This window comes from Burkholderia sp. WAC0059, from assembly GCF_002870125.1.
In the GTDB taxonomy this organism is placed as follows: domain Bacteria; phylum Pseudomonadota; class Gammaproteobacteria; order Burkholderiales; family Burkholderiaceae; genus Paraburkholderia.
Window position 1 is genome coordinate 54,694 of the sequence record NZ_PNEO01000011.1, and the last position, 15,670, is coordinate 70,363.

13 protein-coding genes are annotated in these 15,670 nt (G+C 68.6%); 7 read left to right on the plus strand and 6 right to left on the minus strand.

Annotation, left to right across the window (positions count from 1 at the left end):
- Nucleotides 1–8: 8 nt before the first annotated feature.
- From CY652_RS12925 to CY652_RS12940, 4 genes are all read right to left on the minus strand, one after another.
- Nucleotides 9–1,028, minus strand: coding sequence for an alcohol dehydrogenase catalytic domain-containing protein (locus tag CY652_RS12925; protein ID WP_102131116.1), 1,020 nt, complete (start codon nt 1,026–1,028; stop codon nt 9–11).
- A 2-nt stretch (nt 1,029–1,030) separates the two neighbouring features.
- Nucleotides 1,031–1,681 (minus strand): NADPH-dependent F420 reductase, encoded by a 651-nt coding sequence (locus CY652_RS12930; protein ID WP_102131117.1) that lies wholly within the window; start codon nt 1,679–1,681, stop codon nt 1,031–1,033.
- Nucleotides 1,682–2,071: 390 nt separating this feature from the next.
- Complete coding sequence (locus tag CY652_RS12935; protein WP_102131226.1) at nt 2,072–3,667, minus strand: gamma-glutamyltransferase family protein; 1,596 nt, start codon at nt 3,665–3,667, stop codon at nt 2,072–2,074.
- A gap of 123 nt (nt 3,668–3,790) precedes the next feature.
- Nucleotides 3,791–4,717, minus strand: a complete 927-nt coding sequence (locus CY652_RS12940) for a LysR family transcriptional regulator (RefSeq protein ID WP_102131118.1) — start codon at nt 4,715–4,717, stop codon at nt 3,791–3,793.
- A 387-nt stretch (nt 4,718–5,104) separates the two neighbouring features.
- On the opposite strand from CY652_RS12940, the gene CY652_RS12945 reads away from it, so the two are divergent.
- The 7 genes from CY652_RS12945 to CY652_RS12975 all read left to right on the plus strand — a co-directional run bounded on the left by CY652_RS12945 (nt 5,105) and on the right by CY652_RS12975 (nt 13,367).
- On the plus strand, nt 5,105–6,232 hold the full coding sequence (locus CY652_RS12945) for an NAD(P)/FAD-dependent oxidoreductase (RefSeq protein WP_102131119.1): 1,128 nt from the start codon (nt 5,105–5,107) through the stop codon (nt 6,230–6,232).
- Between the two features lie 4 nt (nt 6,233–6,236).
- Nucleotides 6,237–6,593 (plus strand): (2Fe-2S)-binding protein, encoded by a 357-nt coding sequence (locus CY652_RS12950; RefSeq protein WP_102131120.1) that lies wholly within the window; start codon nt 6,237–6,239, stop codon nt 6,591–6,593.
- Nucleotides 6,583–7,995 (plus strand): FAD/NAD(P)-dependent oxidoreductase, encoded by a 1,413-nt coding sequence (locus CY652_RS12955; protein ID WP_102131227.1) that lies wholly within the window; start codon nt 6,583–6,585, stop codon nt 7,993–7,995. The genes CY652_RS12950 and CY652_RS12955 overlap by 11 nt, the downstream gene beginning before the upstream one ends.
- A gap of 91 nt (nt 7,996–8,086) precedes the next feature.
- Complete coding sequence (locus CY652_RS12960) at nt 8,087–8,440, plus strand: RidA family protein (RefSeq protein WP_102131121.1); 354 nt, start codon at nt 8,087–8,089, stop codon at nt 8,438–8,440.
- Between the two features lie 76 nt (nt 8,441–8,516).
- Nucleotides 8,517–10,253: a gamma-glutamyltransferase family protein gene (locus CY652_RS12965; protein WP_219723731.1), complete on the plus strand. Its 1,737-nt coding sequence runs from the start codon at nt 8,517–8,519 to the stop codon at nt 10,251–10,253.
- 584 nt (nt 10,254–10,837) lie between these two features.
- A complete protein-coding gene (locus CY652_RS12970; RefSeq protein ID WP_258002298.1) occupies nt 10,838–12,028 on the plus strand; it encodes a porin in 1,191 nt (396 codons plus the stop codon).
- A 31-nt stretch (nt 12,029–12,059) separates the two neighbouring features.
- Nucleotides 12,060–13,367 (plus strand): MFS transporter, encoded by a 1,308-nt coding sequence (locus tag CY652_RS12975; protein WP_180970568.1) that lies wholly within the window; start codon nt 12,060–12,062, stop codon nt 13,365–13,367.
- A 279-nt stretch (nt 13,368–13,646) separates the two neighbouring features.
- Here the strand turns inward: CY652_RS12975 and bdcA are convergent, their stop codons facing one another.
- Entirely contained in the window at nt 13,647–14,363 is a 717-nt protein-coding gene (bdcA, locus tag CY652_RS12980) for an SDR family oxidoreductase (RefSeq protein ID WP_102131124.1), read from the minus strand.
- A gap of 59 nt (nt 14,364–14,422) precedes the next feature.
- Nucleotides 14,423–15,670, minus strand: coding sequence for an MFS transporter (locus tag CY652_RS12985; RefSeq protein WP_258002299.1), 1,248 nt, complete (start codon nt 15,668–15,670; stop codon nt 14,423–14,425).

The window sequence follows — 15,670 nt, forward strand, 5'->3', positions numbered from 1 at the left end:
TGCTCCAGTCAGAATTTGAGAACGACGTTGCCGCGCTTATGCGGCGATGACACGGCATCGATCGCGGCCGGCAGCTCCGCGAGTCCGAACTCGCGGTAGCCCGCGAACAGCGCCGGGAATTCGCGTCCGATCCGGATGGCCGAGGACACGTCTTCGCGGCAGGTGTCGGGGCTCGACTCGGTGCGCCACGTGCCGATCGTGACGCCGCGCAGCGTGAGCGACTTCGGCACGAACAGGTTCAGGTCCGCCAGGCGTGCGCCGAGCGCGCCGTACGTCACCACGGTTCCGCCCGGGTTCAGCAGCGCCGCCAGTTCGCCGAGCAGCGGGCCGCCGACGCCGTCGAATACGACGGGAATGTCCCCCCTCGCCCCGCTGCGCACGGCGTCCTGCCAGCCGTGGGACGACGTATCGACGATCTCCGCGCCGGGCAGCACGGCCGCCAGTCGTTCGGCGCTTTTGGGCGAGCGCACGAGCCGGATCGGCACGAGACCGGCTTCGAGCGCCGCCACGGTGATCAGCTTCGCGACCGCCGACGCCGCGCCGCTCTGCACGATGCAGCGCGGCTTCGCCGGCAGCAGGCGCAGGCCCGTGCGCAGAACGTGCCGCGCGGTGATCGTGTTGATGAGAACCTGGGTCGCGACGCTGTCGGGCAGATCGTCGGGCACGGAAACGAGGCTCGTCGCCGGCACGACGGCCCGCTCCTGCCAGGCGCCCGGCGCAAAAAACGCCACGCGCGCGCCGGGCCCGATGCCGGTGCCGTCGAGGGCACCGGGCGCGGACGCTTCCACGACGCCGACGGCTTCGAGTCCCGGCACGCGTCCCCCCACAATGGCGGGCGCCGGCTGCGCGTAGCGCGACTCCACGAGCTGGAGATCGCCGGGGTGGACGATGCTGCGCGAAACGCGCACCCGTACTTCGCCGGCGGCCGGCGCCGCGATGCCGGACACGGTTTCGACCTGCAGCACGTCGCGCGGATCGCCGTAGCGGTACTGGACGATCCGGCGGAACGTATCGTTCTGTGCCTCCATCGTCAGGCGCTCCACGCGTCGCCGTTGAAAGCGGGAAACGCGCGCGGCGCGGGCCAGGGCACGAAGAAATCGTGCCCGGCAATCGGTCCGCCCACGGCCTGAATGCGACCGCCCGCGCGCAACGAACCGAGATCGACAGGCGCGAAGCCGAAGCGCTCGAGCAGGTCCGCCACGGTGTCCTTCGCGTCGCGATCGTCGCCCGAGATGAACGCCGCGCGACGCAACGCGCCCGAAACCGGCGGCTTCGCGAAATTCGTCATGAACATCGTGTTCAGCGCCTTGACGACGCGAGCGCCGGCCGCGAGTTCGGCCACGCGCTCGCTCGAGCTGCCCGCGCCGAAATCCACGAGTCCTCGAGCCGGCGTGCCGTCGCGGAAGCCGTTCGTCGGATCGACGAGGATCTGGCCGCGCCATGCCGGCAGCGCCTTCAGCGCCGCCTCGACCTTCGGCCAGGGAACGGCGAGCAGGACGACGGGGTTATCCAGCGCCTCCTCGCGCGTGCCGGCCCGTGCCGACGGACCGAGCGCCTCCACGACGGACGCCAGGCTGTCCGCCCCGCGGCTGTTGCTGAATACGACTTCGTGCCCTGCATCGATCGCCCGGCGCGCAAACGCCTGGGCAACCTGTCCGGCACCGATGGCGCCAATCCGCATGTTTCATCTCCCGACGCGCGAAGGAGCGCGTGCTGCGGAGATAGTAGTGTCGCGATTTACCCATTACCAGTACATACCAATTTGTAAGTATGAAATTTGTGGCGACGGCGAGGCCGGATGCGGCTGTATTCCGGGGGGCGAAAATGGAGAACGAAGCACCGGCAATCGGCGAGGCACCGGCGCACGAAGCACCCGCCCCCGGGCAAACGGGGACCGGAGTTCCGGGAAAAAGCGGGAGGGGAAATGCGAGCAGCCGACGCGCCGCTCGCGAAGCAACCGGTCGTTTCGGGAACGCACCGGCTGGCGGGTGTCCGGTCCGGCATCCGGCACGCGCCCGGACCGGCGATGCGCCCGGCCCCGGCGAACGAAGGCCGGGAGCCGGGGCGCCGCCTAGAAACCGGCCGCGAGACCGTCCTTGCGGTGGTCCGAACCGGCGACGTAGGCATCGCCGCAACGCTGGATCAGTTGCGCGCCGCCGAAGCCGAAGTGATTGTCGAGCGCGTCGCGCGTGACTTCGTGGCCGAGCGCCGCGAGATCCGCGGCGGTCTTTTCCGGCATGCCCCATTCGATCGCGATGCGCCGCCCGGACACGAAGCGCCAGCGCGGCGCGTCGCTCGCCGTCTGCGGGTTCTGCCCGAACAACTGCGTGCGCACGACCATCTGCAGATGCCCCTGCGCCTGCATCGGGCCGCCCATCACGCCGAAGCTCATCAGCGGCGCGCCGTCCTTCATCACGAAGCCCGGAATGATCGTGTGGAACGGCCGTTTGCGCGGGCCGACCTGGTTCGGGTGGCCTTCCTCGAGCGTGAAACCGTAGCCGCGGTTCTGCAGGTGGATGCCCGTGCCCGGCACGGCGACGCCCGAGCCGAATCCCGCGTAGTTCGACTGGATGAACGACACCATCATCCCGTTCGCGTCGGCCGCCGTCACGTAGACGGTGCCGCCCGCGGTCGGCGCGCCGGCCCCGGGCATCGACGCGCGCGCCGGATCGATCAGCGCGGCGCGCTTTTTCAGGTAGGCGGGATCGATCAGCGCCGACGGCGGCAACTGCATCGACGGCAGTTCGGCGACGTAGCGTTCGACGTCGGCCAACGCGAGCTTGATGGCCTCGATCTGCAGATGGATGCATTCGGCGCTGTCCGGATCGAGCGCGTCGATGCCGGTGTGCTCGAGCATGCCGAGCGCCATCAGCGCGGCAATGCCCTGCCCGTTCGGCGGAATCTCGTGCAGATCGACGCCGCGAAAGCGCGTCGAGAGCGTGCCGCACCAGTCCACTTCGTGCGCCGCGAGATCGTCGGCCGTCAGCGCGGCGCCGTGCTCGCGCGCGAACGCGGCGATGCGCTCGGCCAGCGCGCCGCGATAGAACGCTTCGCCGTGGCTGTCGGCGATCGCCTCGAGACTGCCCGCGAGCGGCGTGTTCACGAACAGCTCGCCCGGCGCCGGCGGGCGGCCGCCCGGCATGAAGGTTTCGCGAAAACCCGGCTGCTCGGCGAGCACCTTCGCGCCCGCGCTCCAGAGCGTCGCGATCGTGCGCGAGACCGGAAAGCCGTTGCGCGCGTAGCCGATCGCCGGCGTGAACAGGTCGGCGAACGGCAGGCGGCCGAACCGCTTCGACAGCGTGCTCCAGGCCGATACGGCGCCGGGCACCGTCACGCTTTCCCAGCCGCGCTGCGGCATCTTTTCGAGGCCGGCGAAGCGCTCCGGCGTCCAGCCGGCCGGCGAGCGGCCCGAGGCGTTCAGGCCGTGCAGCTCGCGGCCGTCCCAGACGATCGCGAACGCGTCGCTGCCGAGGCCGTTGCCGGTCGGCTCGACGACGGTCAGCGTGATCGCGGCCGCGAGCGCCGCGTCCATCGCGTTGCCGCCGGCCTGCAGCATCCGCAGCCCGGCGTTGACCGCGAGCGGCTGCGAAGTGGCGACCACGTTGCGCGCGAAGAGCGGCGCGCGGCGCAGGGGATAGGATCGATCGTCGGGAAGCGGAAGCGTCATGATGCGGATGTTCAGAGAAAAGAAAACCGCCTCGATGCTAATGCCGCGCCGCGCCGGCACAAAATCCGTTTTTCGTCGCCGGATATCCGCGCCGCGCGGGCGCTGTCGGCGGTAAACCGCGCCTCAGGCGGCGTCGCGCTCGCGCGCCGGCCGGCGGTAGTCGTTCTCGATCGCCTCGCAACGCTCGACGAGACGCGCGAGCAGCGAGCGCGCGACGTTCGACATCACGAGCTTCTCGGAGCACAGGATCGAGAAATCGAAGCCGATCACGGGCACGATCGGCCGCACGACGAGGCCCGGCACCGGCAGCGTAAGCGCCGTGATCGGGTCGATCACGGCGATGCCCATGCCGAGCGCGACGAGCCGGCATGCGGTATCGGCAAGGTTCACGTAGAGCGAGCCGCCCACGGGCACCGTCTCGACCTGCACCGAGCGGCGCAGCGTCGATTCGACGTTCGAGTGCGAGTTCATCCAGATCACGTTGCGACGGTCGCGGCACGTCAGGTCGATCACCTCGGCGGCCGCGAGCGGGTCGTCCTCGCGCAGCACGCCGACGCACGGCGCGCTGAAACTGCGCGTGATTTCGGTGCCGACGAGCTTCGGCGTGTCGCCGACCACGGCGAGATCCGTCGTGCCGCTCGACACCGATTCGCCGAGGCTCGACGACGTCGCGACGGTCAGCTCGAAGCTCGCCTGCGGAAACTCGTGATGGAACCCGGCGACGATCTCCGGCATCACCGAGAGGCTGAACGCGGGAAAGCAGCCGACGCGCAGGCGCACGCCGATGTTGTTGCGGATTTCCTCGGCCACGCGCCGCAGATAGTTCGCGCCGAGAAACACCTTCTCGACGCTCTCGTAGAACACGAGCGCCTCCGGCCGCATGTTGGTCTTGCCCTGGCGGCGGTCGAAGAGGCGCAGTCCGATCGACTTCTCGAGGTCGCTCAGCAGCCGGCTCATGGTCGGCTGCGACACGTGCAGTTGCTGCGCGGCCGTCGAAATGCTGCCCGTCTTCATCACGAGCCGAAACGCTTCGAGCTGCTTCTGATTCATGGTACGTGTCGCGGCAATGGGTTCGGACTCGATTGCGCACGGCGGCAGGCAACGAGCAACGGGCTGTGTGTAAGGGGACGAAGCGCGTCGCGTCGTCCGCGAACCGCGCGGGCGGCGGCATGGCGGGCGGCGCACGGGGGCGGACAGGCGCGGTTTTGCGCGCGCGGACACCCGCCACCGGCGATGCGCGCAGAGACCCGTCCGGCCTCATGGTAAACCGCTAAAAAAAACCGCGCTTCTGAATAATCGACGACGAAAAACGAGTTTTGAGGGTGTCCGGACCCCGGCTTACCATTGCTTTTTTCTATCGACTCGGGTCGCCCGCCGGGCCGCCCGATCGTTCCATCCCACGGCAATCGCCTTGAAGAGCAGGAAGGTCAGACGCGCATGAATCCCGCGGATGTAATCGTGATCGGTGGCGGCCTCGTCGGCAGCGCCATCGCGTGGGGGCTGAACCGCAGCGGCCGGCAGGTAACGCTGCTCGACGGTGCCGACCAGGCGTTTCGCGCCGCGCGCGGCAATTTCGGCCTCGTCTGGGTGCAGAGCAAGGGCGCCGGGCTGTCCCCGTACGCCACGTGGACACGCAGTTCCGCCACGCGCTGGCCGCTTCTCGCGCGCGAACTGCTCGAGGAAACCGGCATCGACGTCCAGTTGCGCCAGCCGGGCGGCTTCCATCTGTGCTTCTCCGACGAGGAGATGACGCGCCGCGCCGCGATACTGCAGACGCTGCGCGACGAACTCGACGGCGACTACCCGTTCGAGATGCTCGACCACGCCGACGTGAAGGCGAAGCTGCCGGCGCTCGGCCCGGAGGTCGTCGGCGCCAGCTACACGGCGATGGACGGCCACGTGAACCCGCTCAAACTGTTGCGCGCGTTGCACACGGCCTGCCGGCTGCGCGGCGTGACGCTCGCGACGGGCCAGCAGGTCGAGCGCGTGGAGCCGACGGGCAACGGCTTCATCGTGCGCACGACGACGGACACGTTCCGCGCCGAACGCGTCGTGTTCGCCGCCGGCCTCGCGAACCGCGCGCTCGCCGAGCCGCTGGGCCTGAACGTGCCGGTCGGGCCGAACCGGGGCGAGGTGATGATCGGCGAGCGCGTCGGCCATTTCCTCGACTATCCGACGACCTACATCCGGCAGACCGACGAAGGCACGATCCAGATCGGCGACTCGCACGAGGACGTCGGCTTCGACGACGGCGTGAAGACGGACGTGCTCGCGACCATCGCGCAGCGCGGCATCCGCTCGTTCCCGGTGCTGGCCCAGATGAAGCTCGTGCGCGTCTGGGGCGCGCTGCGCGTGATGAGCGCGGACGGCTTTCCGATCTACCAGGAATCGCCGCAGCATCCGGGCGCGTTCGTCGCGACCTGCCACAGCGGCGTGACGCTCGCGGCCGCCCACGCACTGCGGCTCGCGCCGTGGATCGCGGGCGCGGAGCCGCCCGCCGGCATCGAACCTTTCACGGGCGAGCGCTTCCGCGCGGGCAGCCCGGTCCCTCAATCCGCCCACTGATCCTATGGAAAGCCTGTTCCGTATCCTGGACTCGTCGTCGACCGCGGCATCCGCGCCGGGCGTCACGATCCGTTTCGACGGCAAGCCGCTCACGGTGCCGGCCGGCATGTCGGTATCGGCCGCGCTGCTGGCGAACGGCGCGCGCAGCACCCGCACGAGCGCCGTGAGCGGCGCGCCGCGCGCGCCGTACTGCATGATGGGCGTGTGTTTCGAATGCCTCGTCGAGATCGACGGCGTGCCGAACCGGCAGGGCTGCCTGACGAGCGTGCGCGACGGCATGGAAGTGCGCACGCAAAACGGCGCTCGAGAGCTCGACGCCGGGGATGCGGCGACGCAAGGGAGCGCGCGCCATGCCGGTTGAAACTGTCGACGTCGCGGTCGTCGGCGCGGGCCCCGCGGGGCTCGCCGCCGCGACGCTGGCCGCGCAACAGGGCGCGAGCGTCGTGCTGCTCGACGAGCAGGCGAGCCCGGGCGGCCAGATCTACCGCGCGATCACGAAGGCGACGGCGCGGCGCATCGAGACGCTCGGGCCCGACTACGCGGCCGGTGCCGGGCTGGTCCGCGCGTTCGTCGCGTCGAACGCGCGTCACGAGGGCGAGGCCGCCGTCTGGCAGGTCACGCGCGAACGGACGGTCCATTACCTGCAGAACGGCGTCGCGAAGACGCTGCAGGCCAAGCGCCTGATTCTCTGCACCGGCGCGCTCGAGAGGCCGTTTCCGGTGCCGGGCTGGACGCTGCCCGGCGTACTCGGCGCCGGTGCAGCGCAGATCCTGCTCAAGAGCGCCGATACGGTGCCGGCCGTGCCCGTCGTGCTCGCGGGCAGCGGTCCGCTCCTCTACCTGCTCGGCTGGCAATATCTGCGGGCCGGCGTGAAGATTCGCGCCGTCGTCGACACGAGCGGCTCCGACGATTACCGGCGCGCGTTCGGCGAGCTCGGCAGCGCGCTCGCCGGCTGGCGCGCGCTGGCGAAGGGCGTCAAGTATCTGCGCGCGCTGCGGCGCGCCGGCGTACCGTTCCATACCGGCGCGCGCGCGCTCGCGATCGAGGGCGACACCGCCGCGCGCGCGCTGACGTTCGACGCGCAGGGCAAGCGCCAGCGCATCGACGCGTCGCTGATCCTGCTGCACCAGGGCGTCGTCCCGCACACGCAGTTCACCTGGTCGCTGCGCGCCTCGCATCGCTGGGACAAGGCCCAGCTTTGCTGGGCGCCGCAGACCGACGCCTGGGGCGAGCTCGATGCGCCCGGCGTGTTCGTCGCCGGCGACGCGCGCGGCATCGGCGGCGCGCTGGCCGCGGCCGAGCAGGGCCGCCTCGCGGCGCTCGGCGCGCTCTGCGGAATCGGGCGCATCGACGCCGCGCAACGCGATGCGCTCGCCGCGGCCCCGCAACGCGCGCTGCGCGAGACGCTGCGGATCCGCCCGTTCCTCGACGCACTGTACCGCCCGAAGGACGAGCACCGGATTCCGGCCGACGATGTCGTCGTCTGCCGCTGCGAGGAAGTGACGGCCGGCGAAATCCGCCGCTGCGTGCAGCTCGGCGCGCCGGGGCCGAATCAGGCGAAGGTGTTCAGCCGCTGCGGCATGGGCCCGTGCCAGGGTCGCCAGTGCGGGCTGACCGTCACCGAGCTGATGGCGGCCGAACTGAAGGTTTCGCCGGCGCAGGTCGGCTATTACCGAATCCGGCCGCCGCTCAAGCCGATCACGCTCGGCGAGCTGGCGAGCGCGGCCGAACCGGACCTCGCCGCGCCGCCGAACGGGCATTGAGCGGCGCGGCGAGTGGTTTCCCGGCAGACAGGCCGCGCGACGCGCGGCCTGTCTGCGTTCGTTTAAATTTTTACGTCCACAAGGATTTTGTATGAGCGACATTACCCGTTACCAGACCGCCGCACGCCTCTCGCGCATCGTCGTGCACAACCACACCGCGTACCTCGCGGGCCTCACCGCCACGGACCGCAGCGGCGACGCCGAAGCCCAGGCGAAGGACATCTTCGCGAAAATCGATACGCTGCTCGCCGACATCGGAACCGACAAGACGCGCATCCTGTCTACGCAGATCTGGGTGGCCGACATGGAACGCGACTTCGCCGCGATGAACCGCGCGTGGGAAGCGTGGATGCCGCTCGGCTTGGCCCCGGCGCGCGCGACCTGCGAAGCGAAGCTCGCGTCGCCGGAACTGCGCGTCGAGATCATCGTCACGGCAGCCGTCTAATCGGGCGGGACGCCGGCCGCGCCGCGCGCGCCGGCGGTCGTCCCCGCAATCAACCCTCACGAGCCAGCGAGCCATCATGTCCACCTTCATCACGCCGACTTTCCGCCCGATGATCGCGTCGTCGAAGTATTCGGTCGCGACGGGCCATTATCTTGCCTCCGAGGCCGGGATGCGGATTCTGCGCAAGGGCGGCAACGCGATCGATGCCGGCGTGGCCGCCGGCATCTGCATCAACGTCACGCAACCCGACCTGACGAATCTCGGCGGCGTCGCGCCGATCATCATCTATCTCGCGAAGACGCAGGAGGTCGTGACGATCTCCGGGCTCGGCCGCTGGCCGCAAAAGGCCAGCCTCGAATATTTCCGCGACGAGCTCGGCGGCAAGATTCCGCTCGGCGTGCAGAACGCGATCACACCGTCCGCATGCGACGCCTGGCTCACCGCGCTCGCGCGCTACGGCACGCTGACGCTCGCCGAGGTGCTCGAACCGGCGCTCGAAATCGCGACCGACGGCTTCCCGGCGAGCCGCCTGATGACGCACATGCTCGAGGGCATCTACGACAACCTGAAGCAATGGCCGTCGTCGTCGGACTATCTGCGTCCCGACGGCACGCCGTTCCAGCCCGGCGACGTCGTGCGCCAGCCGACGCTCGCGAAGACGTTCCGCACGCTGATCGAAGCCGAGCGCGCCGCGCAGTTCCAGGGCCGCGAGGCCGCGATCATGGCCGCGCGCGACGTGTTCTACAAGGGCGAGCTCGCCGAGAAGATGGCGCGCTTCTCGCAGGAGAACGGCGGCTTCCTCGACTACGACGACCTGGCGAATTTCAAGGTCGGCATCGAGAAGCCCGTGAAAACCGATTACCGCGGCTACGAGGTCTACACCTGCGGCCCGTGGTGCCAGGGGCCCGTGCTCGCGCAGACGCTGAACATCCTCGAGAACTACGACCTCGCTTCGTTCGGCCACAACTCGCCGAAGTCGCTGCACGTGATCCTCGAAGCGCTGAAAGCCTCGTTCGCGGACCGCCACGCGTTCTACGGCGACCCCGAATTCGTCGACGTGCCGATTCGCGGCCTGCTCGACAAGCGCTATGCGCAGCAGTGGGTCGAGCGCATCTCGCTCGACCGCGCCTGGAACGAGATGCCTCAGCCCGGCAACCCGTGGGCGTTCGAGGACCGGCCGGCCCCCGACGGCTACCGCTCGCCGTCCGCGCAGCCCGGACCGCTCGGCTCGGACACGAGCTATCTGTGCGTCGTCGACGCCGAGGGCAACGGCTTCTCCGCGACGCCGAGCGACGGCGTACGCTACACGCCCGTCGTGCCCGACGTCGGCGTGGTGCTCTCGCCGCGCGGCTTCCAGAGCTGGCTCGATCCGAATCATCCGTCGTCGCTCGTGCCGGGCAAGCGCCCGCGCCTAACGCCGAACCCCGCGCTGATGCTCAAGGACGGCAAGCTCGCGATGACGTTCGGCACGCCGGGCCTCGACGTGCAGCCGCAGGCGATGACGCAGCTCGTCGTCAACGTCGTCGATTTCGGCATGGATCCGCAGTCGGCGATCGAGCAGCCGCGCGTCGCGACGTACAACTTCCCGGCCACGCAGCATCCGCACAATTACACGCCGGGACAGATGTGCGCGGAAGGACGGATTCCGGAGGCCACGCTTGCGGAGCTGGCCACGAAGGGCCATCAGGTGACCCGCTGGCCCGACTTCATCGCGAGCGCCGGCGCGCTGTGCGCGATCTGCTGCGATACGCCGCTCGGGCCGCGCGTCGCCGGCGCCGATCCGCGTCGCACCGCATACGCGATGGGCTGGTAATCGCCAGCCGACACCGTGTCGGCGCACGCGGATCGTTTGCTGCGTCGACACGGTTTTTTCTGGCCGCCTGCGCGCGGTCGGCGTGCGCAACGCCCGTCGCATCAGCGCTCGCATAACGACCGTCGATATCGGCGGTCGATTTCCCGCCTCTTTGCGCCGCCCGTTCCGGGTGCGCTCCTTCGCCGACCCTTTCCTCCCGCTGCACCGCTATCGGGCGTCGCGTGGTTCTCGCGTCGTCGTTACCCGCGTTCGGCCGCATGACACATGCTTCGGCTTCCTTGCCGTCGGGCATTGGCGCCCGATGCGCACGACCTCTCGCGCACCATTGCGTCGCATGCCGTCGGCACGCAACGGTGCGCGGATTTCGAATAACTGGCCGCAATAAATGAATTTCGATTTTCAAATATGACGAGTTATTGTCGCCGTGTGGTGCTAGCGGAACCGCAGTCATGGCACCGTCAAGAGAAATCCGGCGTACCGGGAAAAAAAGCATGACGTGCCGGCGCAATGCGCGCCTCTCGCGTGATGACTGGTCGGCTCCGTCTTCCGGGTGTCCCAATTCGAACCATCGGCAGGAGTACTACTTGAACAGGAAGCTTATTCTTGGGCTATCCGTGCTCGGGGGCATCGCGAGTACGGCGGCGCACGCACAGAGCAGCGTCACGCTGTACGGCATCGTCGACGCCGGCTTCACCTACAACTCGAACAGCGGCGGCCAGAAGCAATACGCGCTGACGAGCGGCAACGGCGCGGGCGACCGCTGGGGGTTGCGTGGCCGCGAAGATCTCGGCAACGGGCTCGCGGCGATTTTCGACGTCGAGAGCGGCTTCAGCATGGTGAACGGCACGACGAGCCAGGGCGGCACGATGTTCGGCCGGCAGGCGTACGTCGGCCTCGCGGGCTCGAACTACGGCCAGTTGACGATGGGCCGGCTGACCGCGCTCAGCAACGACTACGTCGCGAAGTTCTCGTCGGGCTCCACGTGGGCCGCCGCCGGCACCGGCTACGGCGCGCACGTCGGCGACATCGACAACCTCGTCGCGCTGAACCGCACGAACAATTCGATCAAGTATCAAACCCCGACCTGGAACGGACTGACGATCGGCGGCGCGTACACGTTCGGCGGCGTCGCGGGCGAAACGTCGGAGAACCAGATCTGGCAGGCGGGCGCGAACTACGCGAACGGTCCGGTGAAACTCGCGGTAAGCTACCTGCTCGCGAAAAATCCGAACTACTCGTTCTTCGGCAACACGGCGAAGGCGAGCGCGACCGGCAACAACCTGACGAGCGACAGCGTCGCGTACGGCGGCTATGCGTCGGCGGGTTCGGAGCAGATTCTCGCGGGCGGCGGCTCCTACACGTTCGGTCCGTTGATCGTCAACGCGATGGTCAGTAGCGTGCAGTTCGCCGACCTCGGCGCGACCTCGGTTGCCGGACTTTCCGCGCGCGAGAAGTCGTATCGCGGCGAAGCGACGTTCAACACGGCGGAACTGAACCTCGAGTACTACATGACGCCCGCGCTGATGCTGGGGCTCGCGTACAACTACACGAAGCTCGACGGCGTCGACGGCGAGAACGCGCATTACATGCAGATCAACGCCGGCGGCCGGTACTATCTGTCGAAGATGACCGATCTCTACCTGGCAGCCATTTATCAGCGCGCGGGCGGCGTGGATTCGACGGGGGCACCGGCCGTCGCGACGATCACCAGCGTCACGGCGTCCACCGGGCAGTCTCAGCTCGTCGTCACGACGGGCATTGAAAAGAAGTTCTAGCTCTATGCTTTCTGGTCTTTTCGGGATGTTCATGTCTAACCGACGCTCCGCCGAGATGCGTTCGCTGCTGCACGTCGTATTCGCAAGCTTCGCCGGCAGCACGATCGAGTGGTACGACTTTTCGGTGTTCAGCGCGTCGTCCGCACTGGTGTTCAATCGCATTTTCTTTGCGAACTTCAGCCCGCTCGTCGGGCTGTTGCTGTCTCTGCTGACCTATGCGGTCGGCTATGTCGTGCGGCCGCTCGGCGGCGTCGTGTTCGGTCACTTCGGCGACCGGATCGGCCGCAAGCCCGTGCTGATCGTTACGTTCCTGATGATGGGCAGCGCAACGATCCTGATGGGCCTGCTGCCGACCTACGCGACGATCGGCGTGGCTGCGCCGCTGCTGCTCGCGGCGCTGCGCATCGTGCAGGGGCTGGCGCTCGGCGGCGAATACGGCGGCGCGGCGCTGCTCGTCACGGAGAACTGCCCGCCGAACCGGCGCGGGCTGTTTTCCAGCTCGGCGCTGATCGGCCTCGCGGCCGGTTCGATGCTCGGCACGGCCGTGTTCGGCGTGTTCAGCGCGCTGCCGCGCGCCGAGTTCATGGACTGGGGCTGGCGCGTGCCGTTCCTCCTGAGCCTCGTGCTCGTGGTGATCGGCCTGTGGATTCGCACGCGGGTCGACGAAACGCCCGACTTCAAGCGCGTCGAGCGAACGAAGAAGGTGCACAAGCTGCCGATTCTGGAGGTGCTGCGCAACGACATGAAACGCGTGTTGCTGGTCTGCGGCGCGCGGGCGGGCGAGACGATGCAGTACAACGTCGTGGCCGTGTTCGCGCTGCACTACGCGACGCACGCGCGCCATATCGCGCCGGCCATCTATCTTTCCGCGATCAGCCTGTCGTCGCTGCTGTCGATCGTCGTGATGCCGCTGAGCGGCGCGCTTTCGGACCGCATCGGCCGACGCCCGGTCGGACGGTTCGCGGGCATCACGGCCGCGCTGTTCGGCGCGGCATTCATTCCGATGATCCACACCGGAGCGGTGGTCTGGGTCACGCTCGCGGTGGTCCTGATGCTCGGCATCTCGGCCGGTATCGGCAATTCGCTGCCGAGCGCGTATTTTCCGGAACTCTTCGATGCGCCCGTGCGCTACACGGCCGTGTCGCTCGGATATCAGCTCGGCACGGTCGCCGGCGGACTGACGCCGGCGATCACGACCGTGCTGTTCATGTACTTCGGCATCACCGCGATCGGCGCGTATCTGGTGATCTCCGGGCTGCTCGTGCTGTTCTGCTTCGTGATGCTGCCGGAGACGCTGGGGAAGGCCTCGGCGCGGACGGTCGAGACGGTGCGGGAGTGAGGCTCGGGGGCGGGCGGATGCGGGAGATGCATTCGCTGCTGCCCTCTCCGCTCTCCTCCATAGCGACTCGGGGCGGCACAGCGACTAATGGACGGCGATCTTGTTACGGCCGCATCCAGCGCTCATAGTCGCGCCGCGGCAGCCTGAATGGCAGAAGATCGTCGTAAGCACCGGCCGCAAACGGCGGCGGCGCATGCCATTGGATGGCGCCCATCTCTGCATCGCGTAGACCATCAGCCTGCTAAAATTTCGGGCCGGCCCCGATCCCAACCGTTCGGCTCAGGCCGAAAACCCTCCGTCGATACTCAGCGCAGTGCCTGTCACCATGCCGGCTTCGGGACTGCGGCCGAGCCAGGCAACCATCGCGGCCACCTCATCGGCGCGTGCGTGTCGCTTGATCGCCATGAAGCTGTGCATCGTCTCGTTGAGCGGTCCGTCAGCGGGATTCATGTCGGTATCCGTCGGGCCCGGCTGCACGACGTTGACGGTAATGCCGCGGCCGCCGAAATCGCGCGCCAGCCCCCTGACCATGCCCTGCAGCGCGGCCTTGCTGGCACCGTAGGCGGCCAGCCCCGTCATCGGCATGCGGTCGGCGTTGACCGAGCCGATGAAGATGATGCGGCTACCATCGCGCATGGTGCGCGCGGCCTCGACCGCGGCATGATACGGCGCATGGATGTTGATGAGAAACAGGCGGTCTATCGCGTCCGGCGCGACGCTCAGCGGGTCGCCCGCACCGAGCACGCCCGAGTTGACTACCAATACGTCGATGGGGCCGTGCTCCCGGATACCCGTGGCGACGGCGACGCGATCGGCACTGTCCAACCGCACCGCGGTGCTGCCCGTCTGCGCCGCGAGATCGGCTGCCGCCTCGTGCGAGCCGAGCCAGGTGAACGCGACGCGATCGCCATCCTCTGCGAAGCGTCGGACGACGGCGGCACCGATGCCCCGGCTGCCGCCGAGCACGAACACGGACTTTTGCGTGGATTCCGGCATGGTTGATTCCTCATGATGGGCTGGCGTCCAAGCCGTCGGTGCGCGAACGCCAGCGGGGGTTAATGTTCGACATCTACCGCCGTTTCCAGCGGATAGCCGGGAACCTGAATGGCGGCTGCCCTGTGTCCGCGCGGAAAGCCGTACGGATGGGCGCGAAAGGCGACCGCGAACCCGGCGGTTAGCCATACCAGCATGGCCCACGGAAACGCCCCCGCACCGAGGTGATCGAGCAGAACGCCGCCGAGCAGACCACCGCCCGCGATAGCGCCGTTCCAGGTGACCACGTTCATCGACAGCGCGACGTCTGCGCCCTCGCCGGCCGCATCGGCCAGCGCCGTCTGCAGCAGCGTGGCGGCACCGCCGAAGGTCAGCCCCCAGACGCCCACGCCGGCATAGACGACTGCCGGCGAGCGGCCGGCCAGCCCGAAAGTCAGCGAGACGAGCGCAAAAGCGGCGAGGCTGGCGAGTACCGCGGCGCGCGGATGACGGTCGACGATCCGGCCCGTCACCCAGATGCCCGACAGGGCCGCCACGCCGAACACGAGCAGCACCGCGTCGACGGACTGGCCGAGTCCCGCCATCGCGACGAAAGGGGCGATGTAGGTGTAAAGGAGGTTGTGCGCGAGCATCCACGTGACGACGACGACCAGCACGGGCCGTACGCCCGGCGTGGTCAACACGCTGCGCAGCGGGACGGGCTGCATGCCGGACTGGCCGGGATAGTCCGGCACTTTCGCCAGTACCCAACCGATCAGGACCAGCGTCAGCAGCGACATCGCCGCAAAGGAAAGACGCCATCCGAGCAGGATGCCCAGCCACGTGCCCAGCGGTGTGCCGAGCGACAGCGCGATAGGCGTGCCCACCATCGCGACGGCCAGCGCGCGTCCCTGAAGCGGCGCGGCAACCATACGCCTCGCATAACCGGCGAGCAGGCTCCACGCGAGGCCTGCCGATGCGCCCGCGAGAAACCGGGCGGCCAGCGTCAGGACATAGCTCGACGACCAGGCCGTGGCCGAATTGAACACGAGGAAACCCGCGATGGTCAGCAGCAGGACATGGCGCCGCCGCCATGTACGGGTGGCGAGGGTCAACGGAATGGCAGCCAGCAGCGAACCCAATGCATAGACCGTGACGGTCTGCCCCGCCAGCGAAGGCGAGACGGACAGACCCGCGCCCAGTTGCGGCAGCAAGCCGGCCGGCAGGGTCTCCGTCATGATGCAGACGAACCCGGTCATCGCGAGGGCCAGCAATGCCGCGACCGGCAGCCTGTCTTTGGCCGGGGGCTCGTGCATATCGGGGCGGTTCAT

Coding starts and splice junctions, on each gene's coding strand:
- CY652_RS12925 (WP_102131116.1), bottom strand. CDS start 1,028: ATGGAGGCACAGAACGATACGTTCCGCCGGATCGTCCAGTACCGCTAC.
- CY652_RS12930 (WP_102131117.1), bottom strand. CDS start 1,681: ATGCGGATTGGCGCCATCGGTGCCGGACAGGTTGCCCAGGCGTTTGCG.
- CY652_RS12935 (WP_102131226.1), bottom strand. CDS start 3,667: ATGACGCTTCCGCTTCCCGACGATCGATCCTATCCCCTGCGCCGCGCG.
- CY652_RS12940 (WP_102131118.1), bottom strand. CDS start 4,717: ATGAATCAGAAGCAGCTCGAAGCGTTTCGGCTCGTGATGAAGACGGGC.
- CY652_RS12945 (WP_102131119.1), top strand. CDS start 5,105: ATGAATCCCGCGGATGTAATCGTGATCGGTGGCGGCCTCGTCGGCAGC.
- CY652_RS12950 (WP_102131120.1), top strand. CDS start 6,237: ATGGAAAGCCTGTTCCGTATCCTGGACTCGTCGTCGACCGCGGCATCC.
- CY652_RS12955 (WP_102131227.1), top strand. CDS start 6,583: ATGCCGGTTGAAACTGTCGACGTCGCGGTCGTCGGCGCGGGCCCCGCG.
- CY652_RS12960 (WP_102131121.1), top strand. CDS start 8,087: ATGAGCGACATTACCCGTTACCAGACCGCCGCACGCCTCTCGCGCATC.
- CY652_RS12965 (WP_219723731.1), top strand. CDS start 8,517: ATGTCCACCTTCATCACGCCGACTTTCCGCCCGATGATCGCGTCGTCG.
- CY652_RS12975 (WP_180970568.1), top strand. CDS start 12,060: ATGTCTAACCGACGCTCCGCCGAGATGCGTTCGCTGCTGCACGTCGTA.
- bdcA (WP_102131124.1), bottom strand. CDS start 14,363: ATGCCGGAATCCACGCAAAAGTCCGTGTTCGTGCTCGGCGGCAGCCGG.
- CY652_RS12985 (WP_258002299.1), bottom strand. CDS start 15,670: ATGAACCGCCCCGATATGCACGAGCCCCCGGCCAAAGACAGGCTGCCG.